This window comes from Rhizobium lentis, assembly GCF_017352135.1.
GTDB classification, from domain to species: Bacteria; Pseudomonadota; Alphaproteobacteria; order Rhizobiales; family Rhizobiaceae; genus Rhizobium; species Rhizobium lentis.
This window is the reverse complement of the sequence record NZ_CP071455.1, coordinates 845002-861624: the sequence shown is the minus strand read 5'-3', so window position 1 is coordinate 861624 and position 16623 is coordinate 845002. Positions and strand designations below refer to the sequence as shown.

Annotated in this window: 19 protein-coding genes and 1 pseudogene; 15 read left to right on the top strand and 5 right to left on the bottom strand. The window is 60.0% G+C overall.

Translation table 11 applies throughout. The annotated features are described in order from the left end of the window. Positions 1 to 27 precede the first annotated feature (27 nt). The 9 genes from J0663_RS26290 (at position 28) to J0663_RS26250 (ending at position 9226) form a co-directional block, all read left to right on the top strand. Positions 28 to 1308, top strand: coding sequence for an ABC transporter substrate-binding protein (locus J0663_RS26290; RefSeq protein WP_207244925.1), 1281 nt, complete (start codon positions 28 to 30; stop codon positions 1306 to 1308). 51 nt (positions 1309 to 1359) lie between these two features. Then, complete coding sequence (locus J0663_RS26285; protein WP_207244924.1) at positions 1360 to 2079, top strand: ABC transporter ATP-binding protein; 720 nt, start codon at positions 1360 to 1362, stop codon at positions 2077 to 2079. After that, on the top strand, positions 2079 to 2801 hold the full coding sequence (locus J0663_RS26280) for an ABC transporter ATP-binding protein (RefSeq protein ID WP_207244923.1): 723 nt from the start codon (positions 2079 to 2081) through the stop codon (positions 2799 to 2801). Before J0663_RS26285 ends, J0663_RS26280 begins: the two co-directional genes overlap by 1 nt. Beyond that, complete coding sequence (locus tag J0663_RS26275) at positions 2788 to 3651, top strand: branched-chain amino acid ABC transporter permease (RefSeq protein ID WP_207244922.1); 864 nt, start codon at positions 2788 to 2790, stop codon at positions 3649 to 3651. The genes J0663_RS26280 and J0663_RS26275 overlap by 14 nt, the downstream gene beginning before the upstream one ends. An 8-nt stretch (positions 3652 to 3659) precedes the next feature. Continuing rightward, positions 3660 to 4775, top strand: a complete 1116-nt coding sequence (locus J0663_RS26270; protein WP_207244921.1) for a branched-chain amino acid ABC transporter permease — start codon at positions 3660 to 3662, stop codon at positions 4773 to 4775. Then, on the top strand, positions 4768 to 6522 hold the full coding sequence (locus J0663_RS26265; RefSeq protein WP_207244920.1) for an FAD-dependent oxidoreductase: 1755 nt from the start codon (positions 4768 to 4770) through the stop codon (positions 6520 to 6522). The genes J0663_RS26270 and J0663_RS26265 overlap by 8 nt, the downstream gene beginning before the upstream one ends. Positions 6523 to 6530: 8 nt before the next feature. Then, complete coding sequence (locus J0663_RS26260) at positions 6531 to 7415, top strand: intradiol ring-cleavage dioxygenase (protein ID WP_207244919.1); 885 nt, start codon at positions 6531 to 6533, stop codon at positions 7413 to 7415. A gap of 557 nt (positions 7416 to 7972) precedes the next feature. Next, positions 7973 to 8581, top strand: coding sequence for a helix-turn-helix domain-containing protein (locus J0663_RS26255; RefSeq protein ID WP_207244918.1), 609 nt, complete (start codon positions 7973 to 7975; stop codon positions 8579 to 8581). 111 nt (positions 8582 to 8692) lie between these two features. Further along, the gene (locus J0663_RS26250) at positions 8693 to 9226 is read left to right on the top strand and encodes a nuclear transport factor 2 family protein (RefSeq protein WP_207244917.1); all 534 of its coding nucleotides are present in this window, start codon (positions 8693 to 8695) and stop codon (positions 9224 to 9226) included. A gap of 324 nt (positions 9227 to 9550) precedes the next feature. Here the strand turns inward: J0663_RS26250 and J0663_RS26245 are convergent, their stop codons facing one another. After that, a complete protein-coding gene (locus tag J0663_RS26245; protein ID WP_207244916.1) occupies positions 9551 to 9958 on the bottom strand; it encodes a tautomerase family protein in 408 nt (135 codons plus the stop codon). 183 nt (positions 9959 to 10141) lie between these two features. Here J0663_RS26245 and J0663_RS26240 point away from each other — a divergent pair, with 183 nt between their 5' ends. Both J0663_RS26240 and J0663_RS26235 read left to right on the top strand, forming a co-directional pair. Further along, positions 10142 to 10477, top strand: a complete 336-nt coding sequence (locus J0663_RS26240) for a hypothetical protein (protein WP_207244915.1) — start codon at positions 10142 to 10144, stop codon at positions 10475 to 10477. Next, positions 10452 to 11372 (top strand): RNA polymerase sigma factor, encoded by a 921-nt coding sequence (locus J0663_RS26235; RefSeq protein WP_207244914.1) that lies wholly within the window; start codon positions 10452 to 10454, stop codon positions 11370 to 11372. Before J0663_RS26240 ends, J0663_RS26235 begins: the two co-directional genes overlap by 26 nt. Before the next feature lie 167 nt (positions 11373 to 11539). Here the strand turns inward: J0663_RS26235 and J0663_RS26230 are convergent, their stop codons facing one another. Further along, the gene (locus J0663_RS26230; RefSeq protein WP_207244913.1) at positions 11540 to 12418 is read right to left on the bottom strand and encodes an NAD(P)-dependent oxidoreductase; all 879 of its coding nucleotides are present in this window, start codon (positions 12416 to 12418) and stop codon (positions 11540 to 11542) included. 137 nt (positions 12419 to 12555) lie between these two features. Between J0663_RS26230 and J0663_RS26225 the strand changes: the two genes are divergently transcribed. The 3 genes and pseudogenes from J0663_RS26225 (at position 12556) to J0663_RS26215 (ending at position 14921) form a co-directional block, all read left to right on the top strand. After that, positions 12556 to 13458, top strand: coding sequence for a LysR substrate-binding domain-containing protein (locus tag J0663_RS26225; RefSeq protein WP_207244912.1), 903 nt, complete (start codon positions 12556 to 12558; stop codon positions 13456 to 13458). A 456-nt stretch (positions 13459 to 13914) separates the two neighbouring features. Next, positions 13915 to 14515, top strand: a pseudogene (locus J0663_RS26220) (transposase family protein); the annotation flags it as partial. A 148-nt stretch (positions 14516 to 14663) separates the two neighbouring features. Then, positions 14664 to 14921 carry a hypothetical protein gene (locus J0663_RS26215; RefSeq protein WP_246590436.1) on the top strand — a complete coding sequence of 86 codons (258 nt, stop codon included), beginning with the start codon at positions 14664 to 14666 and terminating at the stop codon, positions 14919 to 14921. A 118-nt stretch (positions 14922 to 15039) separates the two neighbouring features. Here the strand turns inward: J0663_RS26215 and J0663_RS26210 are convergent, their stop codons facing one another. The 3 genes from J0663_RS26210 to J0663_RS26200 are packed head-to-tail and all read right to left on the bottom strand — an operon-like array spanning position 15040 to position 15622. Beyond that, a complete protein-coding gene (locus tag J0663_RS26210) occupies positions 15040 to 15210 on the bottom strand; it encodes a hypothetical protein (protein ID WP_207244911.1) in 171 nt (56 codons plus the stop codon). Beyond that, positions 15207 to 15404, bottom strand: a complete 198-nt coding sequence (locus J0663_RS26205; RefSeq protein ID WP_207244910.1) for a hypothetical protein — start codon at positions 15402 to 15404, stop codon at positions 15207 to 15209. The genes J0663_RS26210 and J0663_RS26205 overlap by 4 nt, the downstream gene beginning before the upstream one ends. Continuing rightward, entirely contained in the window at positions 15401 to 15622 is a 222-nt protein-coding gene (locus J0663_RS26200; protein ID WP_207244909.1) for a hypothetical protein, read from the bottom strand. Before J0663_RS26200 ends, J0663_RS26205 begins: the two co-directional genes overlap by 4 nt. A 191-nt stretch (positions 15623 to 15813) precedes the next feature. Between J0663_RS26200 and J0663_RS26195 the strand changes: the two genes are divergently transcribed. Beyond that, entirely contained in the window at positions 15814 to 16617 is an 804-nt protein-coding gene (locus J0663_RS26195; protein ID WP_207244908.1) for a nucleotidyltransferase family protein, read from the top strand. Positions 16618 to 16623 lie beyond the last annotated feature (6 nt).

Here is a 16623-nt window from a genome sequence, read left to right as displayed (position 1 = left end):
TGGGAGGAGAGTGAAATGGGAGGAAGCATGTTTACGAGACGCGATCTTCTGAAAACGGCCGCCGCTGGCGGTGCGCTCATCGCAACGTCCGGCCTTTCGGCGCCGGCTATTGCCCAGGACAAGGCTATCAAACTTGGCTATGTCAGTCCGCAGACCGGTCCGCTGGCAGGTTTCGGCGAAGCAGACAAATTCGTCATCAACTCGTTCTTGGCGACGACGAAGAAGCTTGGGCTGAACTACGAGGTTGTGGTCAAGGATAGTCAGTCCAATCCCAACCGCGCCGCCGAGGTGGCGAAGGAACTTATCGTCGACGACCAGGTCAACCTGATGCTGGTATCGTCCACGCCGGAGACGACCAACCCGGTTTCCACTACATGCGAAGGCGAGCAGATGCCCTGCATTTCGACGGTGGCGCCTTGGCAGCCGTGGTTCATCGGCCAGCAGGGCAACCCCGGTGACCCAGCCTCATGGAAGCCGTTCGACTATGCCTATCATTTCTTTTGGGGGCTCGAGGATATCATTGCCGTCTTCACCGGCATGTGGGGTCAGATCGAGACCAACAAGAAGATCGGCGGCCTGTTCCCGAATGACGGCGACGGCAATGCCTGGGGCGACAAAGTTGTGGGCTTCCCGCCGGTTCTGGAAAAACTCGGCTATGGCCTGACGGATACCGGTCGCTACCAGAACCTGACCGACGATTTTTCGGCGCAGATCAACGCTTTCAAGCAGGCGCGCACCGACATTCTGACCGGCGTCATGATCCCGCCCGACCTCACGACGTTCTGGAACCAGGCAAAGCAGCAAGGCCTGACGCCGAAGATCGCCTCGATCGGCAAGGCGCTTCTCTTCCCGCAGACGGTTGAAGCGCTGGGTGATGCGGGTCACAACCTGTCGACCGAAGTCTGGTGGACGCCGAGCCATCCGTTCAAGTCGTCGCTGACCGGTGAGACAACTGCGGCGGTCGCCGATGCCTTTACCAGGGAGACCAACCGTCCCTGGACGCAGCCGATCGGCTTTGCCCATGCACTCTTCGAGCTGGCGGTGGATGTCATGAAACGCGCCGAGGATGTCGGCGACGGCGACGCCGTCGCCAAGGCGATCGGCGAAACAAAGCTCGACACGCTGGTCGGGCCGATTGCCTGGGGCAACGAGAAACTGCCGCCCTTTGCCCAGAAGAACGTCGCCAAAACCCCGCTCGTCGGTGGCCAGTGGCGTCTGAAATCCGGCGGTGGCTACGATCTGGTGGTTGTCGAAAACGGCCTCGCTCCGAACGTGCCGCTCGGCGGCAACCTCGAGGCACTGGCGTAAGGGCGTAGAACTGCCTGGCTTGCGAGCCGGGCGGTCGCGCGGAGAATAATCATGGCCATTCTGGAACTCAAGGATGTCTCGAAATCCTTCGGCGCGCTCGTCGTCGCCGAAGGGGTCGACTTTTCGGTCGCGCCCGGCGAAGCGCTCGGCATTATCGGTCCCAATGGGGCCGGCAAGTCGACGCTGTTCAACCTGATCAATGGCAATCTCGCGGTTGCCTCCGGTTCCATAGAGCTCGATGGGCATGACGTGACCCGTTTGCCGCCGATGCAGCGTTGCCTGGCGGGCATGGGACGCACATTCCAGATCCCGCAGCCTTTCGAACGCCTGACGGTCTATGAGAATCTCCTCGTTGCCGGTGCTTTCGGCACGCAGCAAAGGGAGAGCGACGTCACCGCCATTTGCGCCGACATTCTTGTCGAGACCGGGCTGATCGCCAAGGCAAACAGGCCCGCGTCGTCGCTGACGCTTCTGGAGCGCAAGCGGCTGGAGTTGGCGCGGGCGCTCGCGACCCAGCCGAAGCTTCTGTTGCTCGACGAAATCGCCGGAGGGCTGACCGAGGGCGAATGCCGCCAGCTGGTAGCGACGATCAAGCGCGTCCATCAGCGCGGGATTGCGATCATCTGGATCGAGCACGTGCTACATGCCCTGACCGCTGTTGTGGAACGTATTCTCGTTCTCAATTTTGGCCGGGTCATCGGCATCGGTGAACCAGATGCGATCATGGCATCGCGCGAGGTCCGCGAAATCTATCTCGGGATGGAAGTTTGATGACGAGCCTCATCGAAACGAAGCGGCTGACGGCCTTCTACGGCGATTTCCAGGCGATCTTCGGCGTCGATATGCGGCTGGATGCCGGTGAAACCATCGCGGTAATCGGGGCCAATGGCGCCGGTAAGTCGACCCTGATGCGGTCGATTGCCGGGGTGATCGCCAATCTGCCGGAGATGGTCCTGCATCGTGGCCAGGCGATCGGCGCGATCGGCGCGCCCGACGTCGTGCGCCGCGGCATCGCGCTGGTGCCGGAGGGCCGCAAACTCTTTCCGTCTCTCAGCGTCGAGGAAAACCTTCAGATCGGCGGCTATGGCAGACGCGCCGGTGGACCGTGGACGCTCGAAACCATCTATGACCTTTTCCCAATCCTGAAGGAGCGCCGCCGCTATCCGGCAACGGCGCTCTCCGGCGGCCAGCAGCAGATGGTAGCGATCGGGCGGGCACTGATGTCCAACCCGGAGGTTCTGCTCTGCGATGAACTCAGCCTCGGTCTGGCCCCGGTGGTGATCAGAGATATCTACGCCGCCTTTTCCAAGATCAGGGCCTCGGGTGCCGCCATTATCATCGTCGAGCAGGATATCGCTCAGGCGCTGAAGGTCGCCGACCGCGTCTATTGCATGATGGAGGGCCGGATCACCCTGACGGGACGTCCCTCTGAGCTGGAGCGAGCCGCGATCCATTCTGCTTATTTCGGAGCCGACAACCATGAACTGGCTTGATACGGTCCTGCAAGGCATCCTGCTCGGCGGGCTCTACGCGCTGTTTGCCGCCGGTCTCAGCATCGTGTTCGGCATCATGCGGCTGGTGAACCTTGCGCATGGCGACCTGATCGTGCTGGCGGCCTTCCTGATCCTGCTGATCGTCTCGTCGCTCGGCCTCGACCCATTCGTCGCAGCACTGATCGCTGCGCCGTTGATGTTCGGCATAGGCTGGCTCATGCAATACCACCTTCTGAACCGCACGCTTGGCAAGGACGTGCTGCCGCCGCTGCTCGTTACCTTCGGGCTGTCGATCGTCGTCCAGAACGGGCTTCTGGAGGCATTCACGGCGGACAGCCGGAGAATTTCGGCGGGTACGCTCGAGACCGCGTCGGTGGAGATCGGTGGCGTCAATGCCGGGCTGATGCCGCTGATGACCTTCGCATCGGCGGTGATCGTCATCATCGCTTTGAACCAGCTCATCTACCGGACGGCGCTCGGCCGCGCCTTCCGAGCCACCTCTGATGACGTCGTGACCGCAAGCCTGATGGGCATCCGGCCGAACTCGATCTTCGCCGTTGCCACCGGTCTTGCGATGCTGGTCGTCACCGTCGCCGCGCTCTATCTCGGCATGCGCGCGAATTTCGATCCGACCGCCGGACCTGCGCGGCTTATCTACGCCTTCGAGGCCGTTATCATCGGCGGGCTGGGGTCGCTCTGGGGCACGCTCGCCGGCGGCGTTATTCTCGGGATCGCGCAGACCATGGGCGCGGCGATCAATCCCGAGTGGCAGATACTCGCCGGCCATCTCGCCTTTCTGCTCGTCCTGCTGTTTCGTCCGCGCGGTCTCTTCCCGCGGGCGGTGGATTGAGGCGCGCGATGACCACAGGTTTCGAAACAATGACACCCGAAAATCACGCAGCGGCGGATTGGAAAATCGAGACACGCACGCGCATTGCCCGCATCTTCGGCATTGTCGCGCTCGCCGCGGTGATCGCTCTTGCAGCCGCGCCCTTTATTGTTTCGCGCGGCGTCGCCCAGGACCTCTTCTACATATTGACGATGCTGACATTGGCGCAGAGCTGGAACCTGCTGGCCGGCTATGCCGGGCTGATTTCGGTGGGGCAGCAACTCTTCGTCGGCTGCGGCGCCTATGCTCTCTTCGGTCTGGTGATCCTGCTTGGGCTCGACCCTATCCTGGCGGTTCCGCTGGCCGGCCTGCTTGCGATGCTGATCGCTGTGCCGACCGCCTTTTTCGCTTTTCGCCTTTACGGTCCCTATTTCGCAATTGGTACTTGGGTCATTGCCGAGGTCGGCCGACTACTTCTGGCACAGTGGAAGACGCTTGGTGGAGGAACGGGCACGTCACTCCCGCGGGATGCCGTGCGCGACATGTTCGGCATCTCGGCGCTTGTTGACTGGTTCGGCATGCGCCCGCCGGCTGCGGCCGATGCACTGGCCTACTGGTTGGCGCTGGCATCGGCAGCCTTGACGATCTCCTTCATCTACAAGCTGCTGCGCAGCAAGCACGGGCTGGGCCTTGCCGCGGTACGTGACAACGAGACCGCCGCCCGGGCGCTCGGGGTCGATGCCCGCAGGCTGAAGACGCTCGTCTATCTCTTCGTCGCATTCGTTACCGGCATCGTTGGTGCGCTGATCTACCTGCAGAAGGCGCGGATATCACCTGACGCGGCCTTTTCGCTGACCGATTGGACGGCCTACGTCATCTTCATCGTCGTCATCGGCGGCATCGGTACGATTGAAGGTCCCATCCTTGGCGTGCTCGTGTTCTTCGTGCTGCAGAATGCCTTTTCCAGCTACGGTTCCTGGTATCTTCTGGCGCTCGGCACGCTGGCGATCATAACCATGCTGTTTGCGCCTAGAGGGCTCTGGGGGCTGATATCCGACCGTACGGGTTGGGAACTCTTTCCGGTTCGCCGCATCCTGAGGGGCGAAACCGTTCGACAGGATGACAAGGGAGGGCCGAATGGCTGACATCATCACCGACGTTTTGATCATTGGCACGGGGCCGGCCGGCTCGGCCACGGCCGCGCTGCTTGCGACCTACGGCCTGGAGCCGCTAGTGATCAACCGCTACCGTTGGCTCGCCAATACGCCCAGAGCACACATCACCAATCAGCGGACGATGGAGGTCCTGCGCGATCTCGGGCGGGACGTCGAGGACGAGGCCTATCTGTTTGCCACCGAGCAGGATCTCATGGGGCAGAACGTCTTCTGCACCGCCGTTGCCGGCGAGGAGATCGGCCGTATGCAGAGCTGGGGCAATCACCCCCTGTCCCGCGCGGAGCATATTCTGTCATCGCCAGGCCGGATGAACGATCTGCCACAGACCTATATGGAACCGCTCCTGTTCAAGACGGCATGTTCGCGCGGCGCGCAGCCGCGCATGTCAACCGAATACAGGAGCCACGTGCAGGATGCCGAAGGCGTGACGACCATCTGCTTCGACCGGCTGACCGGCAAGGAACTGACGATCCGCTCGAAATTCCTGATCGGTGCGGACGGCGGCAATTCCAAGGTTGCCGAACATGCGGGCCTGACCTTCGAAGGCAAGATGGGCGTCGCGGGGTCGATGAACATCCTGTTCAAGGCAGACCTCTCCCGCTATGTCGCGCATCGTCCCTCGGTGCTTTATTGGGTGCTGCAGCCGGGCGCTGATGTCGGGGGCATCGGCATGGGCCTGGTGCGCATGGTCCGGCCATGGAACGAGTGGCTGATCGTTTGGGGCTACGACATCAACCAGCCGGCGCCCCAAGTGGATGACGCCTTCGCCACCAAGGTCGTGCGCGAGCTGGTCGGCGTTCAGGAAATCGAGCCGAAGATCAAGTCGGTCTCCACCTGGACTGTCAACAACATGTACGCGACCACGGTGTCGAACGGCCGTGTGTTCTGCATGGGCGATGCAACCCATCGCCATCCGCCATCCAACGGGCTCGGATCGAACACTTCGATCCAGGACGGGTTCAATCTCGCCTGGAAGCTTGCCATGGTGCTCAAGGGGCAGGCGGGCATGGGGCTCCTCGATAGCTACCAAGCAGAGCGTGCTCCCGTCGCCAAGCAGATCGTCACCCGCGCCAACAAGTCGATCGAGGAATTCGGGCCGATCTTCAAGTCGCTCGGCCTGCTCGATTCCGTCGACCCCGTAAAGATGCAACAGAATATGGATGCGCGCTGTGACGACACAGCCGATGCCGAGCTGCAGCGCAGCGCGATCCGCGCCGCCATCGCTCATAAGGTCTACGAATTTGATGCCCATGGCGTCGAAATGAACCACCGCTACACCTCGAACGCTATCGTCAAGGACGGTCAGCCGGAGCCTGCTTTCGCGAGGGATGCGGAGCTGCATTTCCAGCAGACGACCTGGCCGGGCGCCCGCTTGCCGCATGTCTGGCTGTTCGGCGCCAACGGCGAGAAAGTATCCAGCCTCGATCTCACCGGACACGGCGTCTTCACGGTCCTGACGGGGATCGGCGGCGATGGCTGGATTTCGGCTGCCAAAGCGCTCTCCAAGGAACTTGGCATTACCATTGCCGCACACAAGATCGGTCCGCGCCAGACCTGGCAGGACCTGACGGGCGACTGGGCGCGCGCCCGGGAAATTCGCGATTCCGGCCTGTTGCTGGTGCGGCCGGATCATCACGTCGCGTGGCGGGCGGATGAGGCGGCTTCCGAACCCGAAGCCGAACTGCGCCGCGTTCTCAAAACGATTTTGGACCGGTGAGGCTCATCATGGCTCAGGAGGAAAATGGCTATTTCACCGAGGAGAACTCCGTCGAGGTCGTCACCAGCCGCAATGCCGGCGCCAGGAGCGAGCGGCTGAAGCAGGTTATGGAGGTCGTTACCCGCAAGCTGCATGAGGCGGTCAAGGAGCTTGAACCGACGCAGGAGGAATGGATGGAGACGGTCCAGTTCCTGACCCGCACCGGGCACATGTGCAACGAATGGCGGCAGGAATTCATTCTGCTGTCCGATGTGCTCGGCGTCTCTATGCTGGTCGATGCAATCAATAACCGCAAGCCATCGGGCGCGTCGGAAAGCACTGTGCTTGGTCCCTTCCACGTCGCCGATGCGCCTGAACTGCCGATGGGGGCCAATATCTGCCTCGACCAGAAGGGCGAGGACATGGTGATCGGCGGGCTTATCCTCGATACCGAAGGCAGGCCGATCAAGAATGCCGTCATCGATGTCTGGCAGGCAAATGACGAGGGCTTCTACGACGTGCAGCAGAAGGGCATCCAGCCGGATTTCAATCTGCGTGGCATCTTCCGCACCGGCAAAGACGGCCGTTACTGGTTCCGCGCCGTCAAACCGAAATATTATCCGATCCCGGACGACGGTCCCGTCGGGCAGATGCTGAAGGCGCTGGGTCGCCATCCCTACAGACCGGCCCATCTCCACTATATCATTAGGGCCGACGGGTTCGAGACGCTGACGACCCACATCTTCGATCCGGATGATCCCTATATCCATTCGGACGCGGTCTTCGGTGTGAAGGAAAGCCTGCTCGCCAAATTTGAGCTGACCGACGATCCGGCGCGTGCCCGGGAACTCGGCTTTGAAGGGAAATACTGGAAAGTCGAACACGATTTCGTGCTCGCGCCGATAAAATCCTAGGTTTGAATCGATCGCCGCGACTGGTACTCGTCACCATGGAAGAGACTGTGGGAGCGAGGAAGTATCGGAAATTTCAAACTCCGTCAGATCATCGGTGGCAAAATCGTGGCTAAGCAATCGGGGCGGACCTACGACCGCCTCGATCCGTTCACCGTTGGAGCCGTCTGGCTGGAGGTCCGGATCGCAAAGGAAGCAGAGTCTCACGAGATGCGTTTGCACGCTCATTGTGCCTTCGCTCTCATGAGTTTGCGGGTCTTCGCGGACTGGTTAGAGATTATCCGGGTCGTTCGAGCCTCGCGAAGGAGCCCCTATTGGCAAGGCATGGGAGAAATATCCAAAGACTGGAGTTTGTAGGCTTCACTTTGTACTTGTCCCGTACACAGGCTTTCGGCGGCGCACGTTACCATACCGTCTCCGACTGGCATCAGGCATCGGTGACACGAACCGGCGCGTCACGATATAGTGCCTCACGAACAGATGCAGGCCCCCTTCTCGAAAGACCTGACCGGCCAGGTTCCGTGTCACTAACTCCCGCCGGTCGTGAACGAGCGGGCGTGATGGAAGGCGGCAGTCTCTCGTTCATCAGGCTCGAATTTTCGGATGATTTCCTGATGGATGCCTGCCAGTTGGATGGATCACGGCAAAGCATGGTCCCGATCTATAATGATCGGGCGGAGAAATTCCGGCTTTTGATCGAACGGATGACCGAACTTTCGGAAATTGCGGAACGCCCACCTGTCATCGTCATGGAACAGCTCGCCATCGCCGCTGTCCGCCACCTTGCCCGCGAGGCTCGTCTTGACTTCGGTCATCACGACGATGCCTGGATGCATCCGGCAGCTTTGCAGCGCGTTGTCGATCGGATAGAGGCAGAGATGCATGAGGACCTGTCGCTTGCTCTCCTCGCGCAGGATGCAGGGCTGAGCATCAGCGCATTCGTCCGTGCATTTCGGGGCAGTACGGGAATATCTCCCGGCGAGTACCTCATCCGCAGGCGCATCTATAGAGCCTCGAAGCTTCTGACAGGTAGCTCTTTAGCCATCAAGGAAATAGCGAGGATGTGCGGCTTCGCTACTCATGCGCACCTGACGAATGTCTTCCGAAGCCGGATGGGCGAGCCTCCCGCATCACATCGTCGCCTATCGCGCTCTATGAGCAGAACGTAACTACCAAGCTGTGTGATTTGCGTAATCTGCGCGGTTCACACGGTGCAGCGTTGCAGGTGTCGTCGTTTTCCTCCTGATAATGCACAACGTCAATCAGGAAGGATCAGCTCCATGAAATTCGGTACAAGCCTAGCACTCGCAGCGGCTCTCTTTTCCAGCATTGCCGTAGCGCAGGATCAAAGTTCTCGCCGGGTACTTCCTCCTATGCCTGAAATTGCCGCACCCGCAGTCGCCGAAGGAATGGACGCAAACACGAAGCGTGTCGCCGACCATGCCTGGTCGCTCTTTGTTCGGGCATGGCGCACGGGTGAATGGGAGCCATTTCTTGCACTCACAACCGATGATTTTCAGTTTCACTTTCCACAGGGAGATTTTGCTGGTCTCCATGAAGGGCAGGATGGCAAGAAGCAACTGGTGGCGTGGGCACGTTATCACCAACAGGCAGGAAACCGAATTCGAAGCGTGCTGGAACGAGCAACCTATGACGGCGATACCGCCGTCTTTGAATCTGCCGCAGAAAGCATGCCGGCGGGTTTCTATCGAAATCACGAGGTCATCATCTTCAAGGTGCGCGGCGATCGCATCAGCGCGCTGCGCGAATACTGGAATGTGTTGGATCCCGGTGCCGATGCGACGGGCAACTGACGCGGCCGTCGCGCTCTGCCCCCATAAGTCGTACTGGACCAGGCTCCGGCTGTCCGTTTTGTGCCCTCATTTGGATGCAAAGGTCAGCTTTGCCGGCTTCCGAAAGCGGGCATGGCCAGCGACCACACTGGAGGTCGCTGTTGCACCACAGAACGAATCCGCTCGCGCGGGAGTAGTGGCGCACACGCGCCGTGACTACATCCGCTGTATGCGGAGATTCGCGACGTTCATCGGCCGTTCGCCCGACGCGGCCACAGCTGAGATCTCCGCCATTTCCAGGTCCACCAGACGCAGGCCGGCGCTGATCGCCCCGCACGGCATTGCTTATTCGGCGGCCGTTCCTATCGCTGCGAGGATATCGGGGTTCTCCGACTGGAGGCGCCCGCCCGCGCCGGCAAGCTCCAACGGATACTCATTGACCAGGATCAGGATGTCGTCGGTGTTGGCAATGCCGGCAAATGCCTTTGCGATCGCGCCATTCAGCTTCTCGATCAGCACGCGCCTGGCGTCGAGGCCGGGCAATTTCGGCGCCTCGACGAAACAAACCGGCCGAACCGGCTCGGCCTCCACGCGACCGTCTTGCGCAACGTTGGCGGGCGCGTGCTCGCGCAGGAAAATGCGGACATCCGGAATATGATAGGCTTCATCCAGCGCGGTCGTTATCTCGGCCATCATCGTCGCCTTGGCTTCAGTTCGTAGGCCCTGCGGCCCCTCGATGATAAAGGTGGGCATGTGTGTCGTCTCCTGGTTGGTACTCTCCGCGAGATCGAACTCCAATGCAGGTTCGACGCGGATCACATGGAAGAGACGATCCGCCCGCCGGATAGGATTCGCGGAAATATTTCTTTCGGCTCGTGAATCCTTCGAGCGGCGGCGAACGTCTTCAGGGAGACACCGTTAACGGGAGGTACGTCGATGAACCGCACGATGATCAGATACAAGACCCGGCCCGAAACCGCCGACGAAAATCAGCGGCTGATCGAGGGGGTGTTTCGCGAGCTGAACGAAAAGGCGCTGCCGGGCGTGAAATACGCTGCCTTGCGACTTCACGGCAGCGTCTTCGTCCATCTGGTGGAAATCGAGCAAAGCGGCGATAACTCGGTCGGCGATCTGGGGGCGTTTGCAGCTTTTCAAAGCGGCATTCGCGAGCGATGCCTCGAAGGGCCAGTCCGCAGCACGGCGCAGATCATCGGCAATTTCGGCATGTTCTGCGAACGAGCTACACATGACTGGCAACGCCGTGAGCAGTGAACTCTTTGCAGCAACATTCGGTCTGCGGCTCGGCAAATTGCGGCCAAAGCTCCATCGCTACTGCGCACGCATGACCGGTTCGGTCATCGATGGAGAGGACGTTCTGCAGGACGCCCTGGCGAAGGCGATGGAAGCGCTTCCAGCAGCAGCACCGATAACCAATCCGCAGGGTTGGCTGTTTCGTATCGTTCACAACACCGCCCTAGACTTCCTGAGGCGCCGTGCCAGGCGGGCGGACCACATCGGCGAGGAGGAGGCCGAGATGGTCGCTGAACCGCTGTCCCAGACAGAGGCGCGTCAGATCGCTGCCACCAGCCTGCGCACTTTCATGCGGCTGCCGGTACGCGAGCGCAGTTGTATCATCCTGATGGATGTGCTCGGCTACTCGCTGAGCGAGCTCTGCTCGATCACGGGGATGACCATGCCAGCCGTCAAGGCGCTTCTCCATCGTGGCCGCGTCAGGCTGCGCGACATAGCGGCGGGGCCGGACGACCAACCGCTACCGGTTCTTTCGGCTGCTGAGAAGAATAGCCTCGCCTTCTATGTTGACCGGTTCAACGCCCGTGACTTCGAGGCGCTGAAAGACAGGCTGGCCGAGGATGCGAAAGCCGAACTCGTCGGCGAGGTCGTCATGCGCGGTAGAGACAAGGTTTCCACCTATTTCGGGAATTACGCGCGTGAAGAACGGTGGTGGCTCGCCCCTGGCTTGGTTGAAGGTCGCCCCGCCGCGCTGGTGTTTGAGCAAGGCGCCGTCCTGCGCACCCCTGCTTATTTCATTGTCCTCGACTGGTCCGGGGATTCGCTCCTTGCGATCCGTGATTTCCGTTACGCGCGTTATGCGTTGGAAGCGGCGGACATCAAGCAGTTGGGCGCGGATTTTGTCGGAAAGGCTTGAGTCCGACGCCTGGGGCCAACCAAATATCGGGCCCGCATACGTTCTCTGGCCTTTCCGATGGGCTGAACGTGCCGGAGATGGCAAAGGAAGCTTTGCTCACCCCCTAAACCCTCGCGCAGCAAGCGGGTGTAAACATCGGCGGCCGACTGCGCCATTCGATACTGGCTTCAGATGCCTGCGCCGCTCCTGCGTCGGATCAGCTCAAACACGCCTGAAATGTCTTCGTCTCCATGTCCAGCACCGTCCCGTTTGCGAAACAGTTCCAGCAGGGGGGCAAGCAGATTGGTGGCGACACCCTGCTCACGGGTGGCTGTGAGTATGTTTTCCAGCGAGGCGGCCTGCATGGCGAGATTCGACACTACGTTGACACCGTGCCGACCGCTGTCGATCTTCTCTGCGTATCCGGGAAATTCACCCATCATCGCGGTCATCCAGGGGCCAAGCAACTTAAGAAATTCACCTGCGTGGATCCCCTCAGAATTGACAAGGGCGGTCGCGTGAAAAAAGCCGGCGAACAGGCCATACATGCCGCTGAGAAGAGCGAGATCGTGTAGCGACGCTAGTCCGGCATCCGCACCGAGATAGGTGGCGACGCCGAGCGCCTCAAGCGTCCCGACATGCGCATCGAAAGTTGGCTTCGAACCGCTGTAGAGGATCAGTGCATGTTCGCCTCCGATCATCGGGGGCGTCGCCATGATGCCGCCGTCAAGATAGGAGGCTGTTAGGCCTGCGAGTCGCTCGGCGGTGGCGCGTGCCTGAGCCGGCGTGCCATTGGTAAGATTGACTATCGCACGCCCTGCAAGAACTGAGGCCGCACCATCGAGCACAGAGTTTGCCGCGGCGTAGTCCAATACGCAAATGACGGTGATATCGCTCGAAGCGATGGCATCCGCCGCGCTGCTGCGTTCACGTGCGCCTTTGGCGACCAAGGAGGCAGCCTTGCCGGCCGTACGATTCCAGACGGTGACCGAATGCCCTTGTTGGAGAAGGCGAGCGGCCAGCGCTTGCCCCATCGCTCCTAGGCCGAGAACCGAGATATAGGTCATCTATGTGTCCATCCTTCCATATTCCGAGTTAACACCGCTCCATTGGCGATTTGCCGAAGGATGCAGTATTGGACGAGTGTAATGTAGTGGGCTATTTGTGGATCCATCGTCTGCAAATTGGAACGATCGGTAGATAAATGCTTAATCTCAATGATCTTCTCGTTTTCGTTCGAGTAGTAGATCACGGCGGTTTCGCTGCAGCCGGTCGCGCGCTGCGCCTTCCCAAATCCACGCTCAGCAAGCGGCTTTCCGAGTTGGAGCGGGAGATCGGCGTCCGCCTGATTCAACGAACTTCGCGCAGCTTCGCAGTGACCGAAATTGGCCATGAGCTGTATCGACATGCCGCCGCCATGCTGATCGAGGCGGAGGCTGCGGAGCATGTCATCAAGGGCCGCCTTGCGGAACCTAGCGGAACTGTTCGGATCACAGCATCGATGCCGGTTGCCCAGTTCCGTTTGTCGACGCTGCTTCCGTGCCTCGCAGCGCGCTATCCGAAGGTGCGCATTACACTTGACGTTTCCGACAGGTTCGTGGACATCGTGCAGGAGGGCTTCGACATCGCGATCCGCAACCACTTCGCCCCGCTGCCGGACACCGATCTCGTGCAACGTCGGATCTATCACGATCCCGCCTGGCTCGTCGCCTCGGCCGACTATATCAGGGAGAAAGGCGTGTGTTCTCGACCCGAGGAAGCAAGTGAGCTCGAGGGGCTCATGGCATCGCCCTCGGAAACGGTATGGACACTTCGAAATGGCGAAGGCGCCGTCGTCAAGATCACGCCAATGCCGCGCTACGTGGCCAACGAGACTATCTCGCTACTTGAAGCAGCCAAGGCCGGTCTTGGCGTGGCTTGCCTTGCAAGCAGCTTCTGTGCACCACTCATTGCATCTGGCGCGCTTGTTCGCATTCTACCCGAATGGACAGCAGGTGGCGTGACGACAACCCTGCTGATTCCGCATCGCCGCGGCCAGCTTCCCTCAGTTCGAATAGTCGCGGACTATTTGATCGCAGAACTCTCTCAGCGACCTCAAGACGCCTAATCGTTGGAGCAGATGTCAATGGAAAGCTACGGAGAGTAGCTGATGTGAGCTCGGGAGGTTGTCCATTCGTAGCGTTAAGAGACCGGAGCACCACACCTCGGTTATCCAGGATCGCTTCGAATGAACATTCATAAGAATGCTCGACTAACGCCTAAGAAGTGGCTCTCGCGGTTACGGAAGGCCACCAGAGCCTGGCTCCTGCGCGGGTCTACGGCGCGCCGCTCAGCAGTTCCATAATTCAGCTTATGCCAGATTCTTGTGGCGGTCAGGTTGAACTGTCCGCGGTTGCGCAAAGTAGAAATGTCACTTTGGGGCGTCTTCAGCCATTTAGTAATGCGACAGTTGGGCCAGTTAGAGATGCCACAGTCTCGCCTCTCGACGTGCTGGTCAATGCCACGTTGGGAGCAAGGATGACGACCTCCAGCCTGGTCGAGACCATGAGCGGTCGGAGTCGTCATGTCCTTTATGATCACCATGTCGCAGAAAGAATTGTATCGGCTCGATGTTATTCAGAAGATCCGTGAAGAAGTCGGGTGCACCGGCTGCTGCTGGCCTATGACCGCTCCGGCGCGACCGGCCTGGTTTCGAAGAAGCGATCACGACCGAGCAATTGGCGCCACAGCGAGGACTTTCGCAATGCGGCGCTGGATCTGATCCGCGAACGCTATCCGGATTTCGGGCCGACGCTGGCGCGCGAGAAGCTGATCGAACTGCATCAGAATTCGGTCGCTAAGGAGACGCTGCGCCAATGGATGACCGAGGCCGGCATCTGGATCTCGCGGTGCGAACGCAAGAAGCGGGTTTTCCAGCCGCGCGGCCGGCGGGATTGTCTCGGAGAGCTCGTGCAGATCGATGGCTCGCATCACTGGTGGTTCGAGAACCGCGGCTCCAATGCGCCCTGCTCGTATATATCGATGATGCCACCGGCAAGCTGCTGCATCTGCGGTTGGAGAACACCTTTGCGACGAAGGCCTATTTGCAGCAATGGGGCAAGCCTCTAGCGTTCTACAGCGACAAGCACGGCGTCTTTCGTTCGATCCATGCGTCGCAATTCGACCCGCCGTAATAGATTCGACGGGGGCGTTGCGACATTCCTGAAGGGCTAGGCACGAATGAGCTCGCCAGGACCTAAGGGAACGAAATCCAGGCGATCTGGTTAGGCTGAAAGAATATGGCGTGTCGAGTCCTGGCCCAAGGAGCATATTGTGAATGTTGTAAGTTTCCCCAGCATGAGAAACCACCGCGACAATCCCGATCACGCATTCGTTAGCAATGACGCGGACGAGCGGCAACTCTACAGATTCGCGTTGCAATATCATATGGATGGCAAGAGCTGGGCAACCGAAATCTGGGCCTATTCACACAGAGATGCGGAAGATCGCGTCAACGCAATGCGGCGGTCGCTGACGATGTGTGGTCAGCTCTATGCCGAGGTGGAAGCAGACGCTCCGACACAACTCTAAATGCACGCGATACGGCCAAGCCGGAATAGGCAAGCCCCCGAAAAACATCGGCCTGACATGCTCCCGGGGGCTCCACACCGGCTATGACGCCGGCGATCGCGGCATCTACGTGATCGATCTAGCGACCCGCGACGAGCCCGTAGACAACGAATGTCGCATACAGAATGAATGCGACGACACCGACCGTGCCGACCAGAATCAACGCTATTCTGCCGGCATTGAGCCTGGTGTGCTTTCCCAGGGGAGATGATGATGGCCGCTGAACAGGATCTTTATCCTCCTCGCTCATCGTTCCTGCTCCGCCGTCGCTGCGGGTGATGTCTCGTCCGGTTCGCCGGGATGCGCTATCCACGAGAATGCGAGGGCAACAAGGCACGCGATCAGAAAGATGGTGACGACGAACATCATCATGCGGCGCGGGGGTTCGAAATTATCGTGGCTCATCCCGGAGGGAAATGGGCCGCCCTTCCTCACCTCGTTCATGGCGCACCCCTTTGCGGGAGATCGGTCTCTTCCTCGAGCTTCTCCTTGAGCTCGTCGAGCCCATCGCGCAGCTGCGACGCTTTCAGGCGTCTTGCTTCTGCATCCCGCACCTCGACCATCCGGCCGCCGTCATCGGGAATACCGGGGCCGCTTTCGGCGATGGTCTCGTTTCTGGGCCTGTCGTTCGTGCCGGTCGATATATTTGCTCGTCTGTCCATGACATCCTCCGTACAGCTCTGGGAAGGTTTCTGCGGATGCGTCTTATGGTCAAACGACCCGGCGATGGCGAAGTTCCGGGATGATCCGAGCGCTTTGCCGACCTGTCTTATCGCCGATCATCGCTCGATGGGTGCGGCGGAACATTGAGCCCATCCAGGTGTTGCTTTGCATAGCAATACTAGGATCGACGATGACCGCGCAAAGTGCCGAACAAGACGACCACGACACGCTGATGAAAGTGAAGGCGGTTCCGGAGCTCATCGATCCAGACGCCGAGCCATTCGTGACCGAGGCCGTTCATGAACTCGTGGAGTCGCATATCCCCTTCCTCGTCGCGGGCACCTACGCCGTCTGCGCCTATACTGGTATCTCGCGCCGCACGAAGGATTTCGACATATTCTGCAAGGCAGGCGATTACGCCCGCATCCTGGGACATTTCAAATCAAGGGGTTACGCGGTCGAAGTCGAAGACGAGCGCTGGCTCGGAAAGGTGTTGAAGGGCAGCCATTTCTTCGACGTCATCTTTGCCTCCTCCAACGGAACAATGCCGGTCGGCGACGACTGGTTCGAGGATGCGCGCAAGGTCGAGATGTGCGGCCATACGGTCAGGATCGTCAGTCCGACCGAACTGGTCTGGTCGAAATGTTTCGTCCAGCTGCGCCACCGCTACGATGGCGCCGACGTCGCACATGTCATTCTGAAGGCGCATGACTCGATCGATTGGCGCAAACTGCTGGCTTATCTCGAAGTCCATTGGGAAGTCCTTCTCATCCATCTCCTCAATTTCAGGTGGATCTATCCGACCGAGCGCGACAAGATTCCGCGGTGGCTGCTGGACGAGCTTATGGACCGGCTCAAAGCGCAACAGGAACTGCCGCTGCCGCAAATGAAAATATGCCGCGGCCGGATGTATTCCCGCGTGGATTTCGAAATCGACGTAAAGGAATGGGGCTTTGCCGATGTCGGCGGCGAAGGCGAACTGCGAGGTGATTAGGAGAAA

Excerpts from the sequence above, each read along its gene's own strand:
- J0663_RS26225 (WP_207244912.1), top strand. The coding sequence starts at position 12,556 with ATGCTTAATCTCAATGATCTTCTCGTTTTCGTTCGAGTAGTAGATCAC.
- J0663_RS26210 (WP_207244911.1), bottom strand. The coding sequence starts at position 15,210 with ATGAGCGAGGAGGATAAAGATCCTGTTCAGCGGCCATCATCATCTCCC.
- J0663_RS26200 (WP_207244909.1), bottom strand. The coding sequence starts at position 15,622 with ATGGACAGACGAGCAAATATATCGACCGGCACGAACGACAGGCCCAGA.
- J0663_RS26280 (WP_207244923.1), top strand. The coding sequence starts at position 2,079 with ATGACGAGCCTCATCGAAACGAAGCGGCTGACGGCCTTCTACGGCGAT.
- J0663_RS26245 (WP_207244916.1), bottom strand. The coding sequence starts at position 9,958 with ATGCCCACCTTTATCATCGAGGGGCCGCAGGGCCTACGAACTGAAGCC.
- J0663_RS26270 (WP_207244921.1), top strand. The coding sequence starts at position 3,660 with ATGACCACAGGTTTCGAAACAATGACACCCGAAAATCACGCAGCGGCG.
- J0663_RS26230 (WP_207244913.1), bottom strand. The coding sequence starts at position 12,418 with ATGACCTATATCTCGGTTCTCGGCCTAGGAGCGATGGGGCAAGCGCTG.
- J0663_RS26290 (WP_207244925.1), top strand. The coding sequence starts at position 28 with ATGTTTACGAGACGCGATCTTCTGAAAACGGCCGCCGCTGGCGGTGCG.
- J0663_RS26255 (WP_207244918.1), top strand. The coding sequence starts at position 7,973 with ATGGAAGGCGGCAGTCTCTCGTTCATCAGGCTCGAATTTTCGGATGAT.
- J0663_RS26260 (WP_207244919.1), top strand. The coding sequence starts at position 6,531 with ATGGCTCAGGAGGAAAATGGCTATTTCACCGAGGAGAACTCCGTCGAG.
- J0663_RS26285 (WP_207244924.1), top strand. The coding sequence starts at position 1,360 with ATGGCCATTCTGGAACTCAAGGATGTCTCGAAATCCTTCGGCGCGCTC.
- J0663_RS26275 (WP_207244922.1), top strand. The coding sequence starts at position 2,788 with ATGAACTGGCTTGATACGGTCCTGCAAGGCATCCTGCTCGGCGGGCTC.
- J0663_RS26250 (WP_207244917.1), top strand. The coding sequence starts at position 8,693 with ATGAAATTCGGTACAAGCCTAGCACTCGCAGCGGCTCTCTTTTCCAGC.
- J0663_RS26265 (WP_207244920.1), top strand. The coding sequence starts at position 4,768 with ATGGCTGACATCATCACCGACGTTTTGATCATTGGCACGGGGCCGGCC.
- J0663_RS26205 (WP_207244910.1), bottom strand. The coding sequence starts at position 15,404 with ATGAACGAGGTGAGGAAGGGCGGCCCATTTCCCTCCGGGATGAGCCAC.
- J0663_RS26235 (WP_207244914.1), top strand. The coding sequence starts at position 10,452 with ATGACTGGCAACGCCGTGAGCAGTGAACTCTTTGCAGCAACATTCGGT.
- J0663_RS26195 (WP_207244908.1), top strand. The coding sequence starts at position 15,814 with ATGACCGCGCAAAGTGCCGAACAAGACGACCACGACACGCTGATGAAA.
- J0663_RS26240 (WP_207244915.1), top strand. The coding sequence starts at position 10,142 with ATGAACCGCACGATGATCAGATACAAGACCCGGCCCGAAACCGCCGAC.